5 protein-coding genes and 1 pseudogene are annotated in these 4387 nt (G+C 72.3%); 5 read left to right on the plus strand and 1 reads right to left on the minus strand.

The annotated features are described in order from the left end of the window. Window positions 1-79: 79 nt before the first annotated feature. Window positions 80-601 carry a phage tail tape measure protein gene (locus DBR10_RS07830; protein WP_108505408.1) on the plus strand — a complete coding sequence of 174 codons (522 nt, stop codon included), beginning with the start codon at window positions 80-82 and terminating at the stop codon, window positions 599-601. 38 nt (window positions 602-639) lie between these two features. On the opposite strand, the gene DBR10_RS07835 is transcribed toward DBR10_RS07830, so the two are convergent. Continuing rightward, complete coding sequence (locus tag DBR10_RS07835; protein WP_108505407.1) at window positions 640-1098, minus strand: DUF805 domain-containing protein; 459 nt, start codon at window positions 1096-1098, stop codon at window positions 640-642. Between the two features lie 351 nt (window positions 1099-1449). Here DBR10_RS07835 and DBR10_RS07840 point away from each other — a divergent pair, with 351 nt between their 5' ends. The 4 genes and pseudogenes from DBR10_RS07840 to DBR10_RS07855 all read left to right on the plus strand — a co-directional run. Next, window positions 1450-2082, plus strand: a complete 633-nt coding sequence (locus DBR10_RS07840) for a DUF2460 domain-containing protein (RefSeq protein WP_108505406.1) — start codon at window positions 1450-1452, stop codon at window positions 2080-2082. Continuing rightward, window positions 2082-2732 carry a baseplate hub domain-containing protein gene (locus DBR10_RS07845; RefSeq protein WP_108505405.1) on the plus strand — a complete coding sequence of 217 codons (651 nt, stop codon included), beginning with the start codon at window positions 2082-2084 and terminating at the stop codon, window positions 2730-2732. The genes DBR10_RS07840 and DBR10_RS07845 overlap by 1 nt, the downstream gene beginning before the upstream one ends. A 65-nt stretch (window positions 2733-2797) precedes the next feature. Next, window positions 2798-3358 carry an NlpC/P60 family protein gene (locus DBR10_RS07850; protein WP_108556246.1) on the plus strand — a complete coding sequence of 187 codons (561 nt, stop codon included), beginning with the start codon at window positions 2798-2800 and terminating at the stop codon, window positions 3356-3358. After that, a pseudogene (locus DBR10_RS07855) lies at window positions 3346-4387 on the plus strand (baseplate multidomain protein megatron); the annotation flags it as partial. The gene DBR10_RS07850 and the pseudogene DBR10_RS07855, both read left to right, overlap by 13 nt.

The raw sequence follows: 4387 nt of genomic DNA on the forward strand, positions 1-4387 counted from the left end.
CGCCGTCCCTGATCCCGGTCCTCGGGCGTCCGGGCCTTGAGGCCCTGATCGACCTCTATCCCGATGAGGAGACCCGCCGATGAGCGGCTTTGACGACGATGCCCTGGGCGGCCTGCCGGCCCGGGCCGCTGAGGCCGAGGCGGCGCTGCTGGCCCTGCAGGCTCCGGCCGAAAAGGCGGCCGGCGCGATTGATGCGGCCTTCGCCCGGGCCGGGGCGGGTCTGGCCCGCTCCCTGGCCCGCGCGGCCGCTGACGGCGAGATCTCGCTGGCCGAACTGGCCCGGGCGGTGATGGAGGTGGTCGCTCAGACCCTCGGCCGGGGCGATCTGGCCCAGGGTCTGGCCCAGGCCCTGTCCTCAGGCTTCGCCGGGGCCCGCGCCGAGGGCGGACCGGTGCTGCCCGGTGGGGCCTATCTGGTCGGCGAGCGCGGGCCGGAGGTGTTTCGTCCCGGGGGCGCGGGCGAGATTGTCCCGTCCGGAGGCGGGGGCGTCTCGGTGATCGTCAATGTCCAGGGCGGCGAGCTGGCCGGTCTGGCCCGCTCGGACGCCCAGCTGGCCCAGGCCCTGGCCCGCGCGGTCAGTCTGGGCGCGCGGGGGCTTTAAGGCCGGAACCCTTCCCCCTTCAAGGGGGAAGGAAAAGCTCAGATCATCACCGTGGTCTGGGGCGCAGGGCCGTACTTGTTGTCGCCCGGCTGGCCGAGGCTGAAGCCGACCCACAGGGTGAAGGCCAGCCAGACCGCGAAGGCGATGAAGATGGCGATGAACATGCCGGCCACGGCGCTGAGCACCGCCATCTCCGGCTGGCCGCCCTTCAGGCCGGCCGCGATGGCTGTAATCCCGACGGAGGCCACCGAGCCGAACACCAGCAGCGGGCCGAACACCCACGGCAGGGCCTGCCACCAGCCGGTCTGTCCCATGTCATGCAGGCGCTTGTTGTGGATGCAGACCGAGCAATAGATCGTCGCCAGCGACAGGGCCCAGCCGAACAGCGGGATCCAGCCCGTCACGACATTGACCCCGAGCAGGCACAGCCAGCCGATCCAGAAGGCTTGCCGACCGATGCGGCCCTCGGGGGAAAAGAACAGGTTCTTCCAGTCCATCTTGGTCTCCGGTCCCCGACGCGATTGCTGTGGTGGCCTGCCGGATTCGGCGGGCCCACACCCCTCGGGGACAAGCCGGAACCTAGTAGCCGGTGCCCCGCAAGCGAAGTGAAAAGCGGGTCATGACGCAGACTTAATCGCCGGCTGCTCGCCAGTCGCCGTGCCACTCGCCCCCTCCGGGCCTGCGGCCCTCCTCCCCCGGAGGGGGAAGATGAGCCGGTCTTCCCCCTCTGGGGGAGGACGACCGCCCCCGGGTCCGCGCGAAGCGCGTGCCCGAGGACAGGCTCCGCGGTCAGGAGGGGGCCTGCGGCGTTGGCCGCACCCATCCACAACCAACATCAGGAGCCGCCCATGAGCGCCTTCCATGAGATCCGCCTGCCGGCGCGGCTGGCGTTCGGCTGTACCGGTGGCGTCGAGCGGCGCACGGCGGTCGTCACCCTCGGCTCGGGCCACGAGCGGCGCTCAACGCCCTGGGCGCAAGGGCGGCGGCGCTATCTGATCGCTACGGCCCCGCGTCCGCTGGACGATGCGGCCGAGCTGGTGGCCTTTTTCGAGGCCCGGCGCGGGCGGCTGTATGGCTTCCGGTTCCGCGATCCGGCCGACTTCAAGTCGTGCGTGCCGTCGCGGCAGCCGGCCGCGACCGACCAGGTCCTGGGCACCGGCGACGGAGCCCGAACAGCCTTCGCCCTGGTCAAGACCTATGGCAGCGGCCCCGAGGCGGTGGTCCGTCCGGTCTGCAAGCCGGTGGCCGGCACGGTCCGGGTGGCGGTGGCCGGCGTGGCCCTGGCCCCGGCCGCCTTCAGTGTCGAGGCCTCCAGCGGGCTTGTCACCCTGGCGACGGCCCCCGCCGCCGGGGCGTTGGTGACGGCGGGTTTCGAGTTCGACACGCCGGTGCGGTTCGACCTCGATCGCCTCGACCTGCAGATGGAGGGCTTTGCCGCCGCGCGGGTCACGGCCTGCCCTCTCGTCGAGGTGCGAGTCTGATGCGCGAGATCCCTCCGGCGCTGGCCGAGCGCATCGAAAGCGGTGCGGCCGGCCTGTGCCACGTCCTGATCCTGACCCGCAGCGACGGGACCGTGCTGGGCTTTACCGATCATGACGCCGACCTCACCGTCGCGGGTGTCGCCTGCCGGGCCGCAACCGGCTGGACGGCCGGGGCGCATGAGACGGCCGCCGGGTTCACGCCGGGCCTGGCCGCCGCGCTCGGCGGGCTGGACGATGCAGCCCTGACGGCCGCCGATCTCGAGGCCGGGCTCTATGACGGGGCCGGGGTCGCCTGCTGGCGGGTGGACTGGAGCGATCCTGGCCTGCGGGTGCTGCTGTGGCAGGCGCAGATCGCCAGGCTGCGCCGCGAGGGCGAGGCCTTCACCGCCGAGCTGGAGGGGCCGCTGGCCGCCCTCGACCGCGTGGCCGGAAGAGTGTTCGGGCGGCTCTGCGATGCGGTGCTGGGCGATGCCCGCTGCGGCGTCGACCTCGCCGCCCATCCCGGCGCGACCTGCGATCGCCGCTGGACGACCTGCACCATGACCTTCGCCAACGGCGTCAATTTCCGCGGCTTTCCGGCCCTGGCGGGGGAGGACTTCCTGACCCTCTACCCGTCCGAGGGTGAGCGTCATGACGGGGGAAAGCGGTGAGGGGGGCGAAGGGTCCCTTCTCCCCTTGTGGGAGAAGGTGGCGCGCAGCGCCGGATGAGGGGTTGATGGCGATATCCGCCGCGACGGCGGATCAGGTGGCTGCAAGTGGTCAGGTCAGAGCGACCCCTCATCCGACCCCGGACGCGGTCCGGGGCCACCTTCTCCCGCAAGGGGAGAAGGATGCACACCGCACCGCTGTCCTGACCGAGGCCCGCCGCTGGCTGGGTACGCCCTACTGCCATCAGGCCAGCACGCTCGACGCGGGCTGTGACTGCCTCGGCCTCGTACGCGGGGTCTGGCGGGCGCTGTACGGGGCCGAGCCGGAAGCCTTGCCGCCCTACCGCCCGGACTGGGCCGAGCGCGGCGGCGGCGAGCTGTTGCTGCAGGCGTTCGGGCGCTGGCTGCAGCCGCTCGACCTGGCGCAGGCCCAGGCCGGCGATGTGCTGGTGTTCCGCATGAGCCCCGACGCCCCGGCCCGCCACTGCGCGATCCAGTCGGGCCCCGACCGCATCCTCCACGCCTACTGGGGCCGGGCCTGCGTTGAAAGCTGGCTGGGCCGTTGGTGGCGCGAGCGGCTGGTTGCGGCTTTTGCCTTTCCACAGGAGATGACGTCATGGCCCAGATGATCCTGTCCTCGGTCGGGGCGGCCCTCGGCGGCCCTGTCAGCGGAGCGATCGGCGCGGCGCTCGGGGCCTCGGTTGACGGGGCCGTGCTGAACAGCCTGACGGCCCCGCGTATGGTCGGGCCGCGCATCCCCCAGCTGCGTCTGACCGGGGCGGCCGAGGGAGCCGGGATCCCCTGCGTGTTCGGCCGGGCCCGGGTGAGCGGCCAGGTGATCTGGGCGGCGCGCTTCCGCGAGCGGCGGGTCGAACGGCGGCTCGGCGGCGGCAAGGGACCGCGCACGGCGGCCTATGCCTACAGCCTTTCGTTCGCCGTGGCCGTGGCCGAGGGGCCCATCGACGGGATCGGCCGTGTCTGGGCCGACGGCAAGGTCATGGACATGAGCGGCGTGACGATGCGGCTGCATCACGGCACCGCCGACCAGAGGCCCGATCCGCTGATCGAGGCCATAGAGGGCACGGCCCCGGCCTATCGTGACCTGGCCTATGCGGTGTTCGAGGATCTGGCGCTCGAGGCCTTCGGCAACCGGCCGCCGCAGCTGTCGTTCGAGGTGTTCCGACGGCCCGGCGCGCCCGGTGCGGCACCGGGCCTCGAAGAGCGGCTGACCGGGGTGTGCCTGATCCCGGGGGCCGGCGAGTTTGTCTATGCGACCGAGGCGGTGCTGCGCCGCGACGGCCTGACCCGGACACGGGCCGAGAGTGTCAATAATCCCGAGGGCCGGGCCGACCTGCTGGTCTCGCTGGACCAGTTGCAGGCCCAGCTGCCGGCCGTGGACCATGTGACCCTGGTGGTATCATGGTTCGGGACCGACCTGCGCTGCGGCACCTGCCAGATCCGGCCGGGGGTGGAACAGGCGACCAAGGCTACCCTGCCGTATGACTGGCGGGCCGGGGGCGTCGATCGCGCCGGAGCAAGACTGATCTCGAGCCACGACGGGGCCGTGGCCTATGGCGGCACGCCGGCCGACCGCAGCGTGCTGCAGGCCATCGCCGAACTGAAGCGGCGCGGCCTGAAGGTGACGCTCTATCCGTTCG

Source organism: Caulobacter sp. HMWF025 (genome assembly GCF_003060965.1).
Lineage (GTDB): Bacteria > Pseudomonadota > Alphaproteobacteria > Caulobacterales > Caulobacteraceae > Caulobacter.

What these genes read in the sequence shown, in the direction of transcription:
- DBR10_RS07840 (WP_108505406.1), top strand. Translation starts at nt 1,450, where the DNA reads ATGAGCGCCTTCCATGAGATCCGCCTGCCGGCGCGGCTGGCGTTCGGC.
- DBR10_RS07830 (WP_108505408.1), top strand. Translation starts at nt 80, where the DNA reads ATGAGCGGCTTTGACGACGATGCCCTGGGCGGCCTGCCGGCCCGGGCC.
- DBR10_RS07845 (WP_108505405.1), top strand. Translation starts at nt 2,082, where the DNA reads ATGCGCGAGATCCCTCCGGCGCTGGCCGAGCGCATCGAAAGCGGTGCG.
- DBR10_RS07850 (WP_108556246.1), top strand. Translation starts at nt 2,798, where the DNA reads ATGGCGATATCCGCCGCGACGGCGGATCAGGTGGCTGCAAGTGGTCAG.
- DBR10_RS07835 (WP_108505407.1), bottom strand. Translation starts at nt 1,098, where the DNA reads ATGGACTGGAAGAACCTGTTCTTTTCCCCCGAGGGCCGCATCGGTCGG.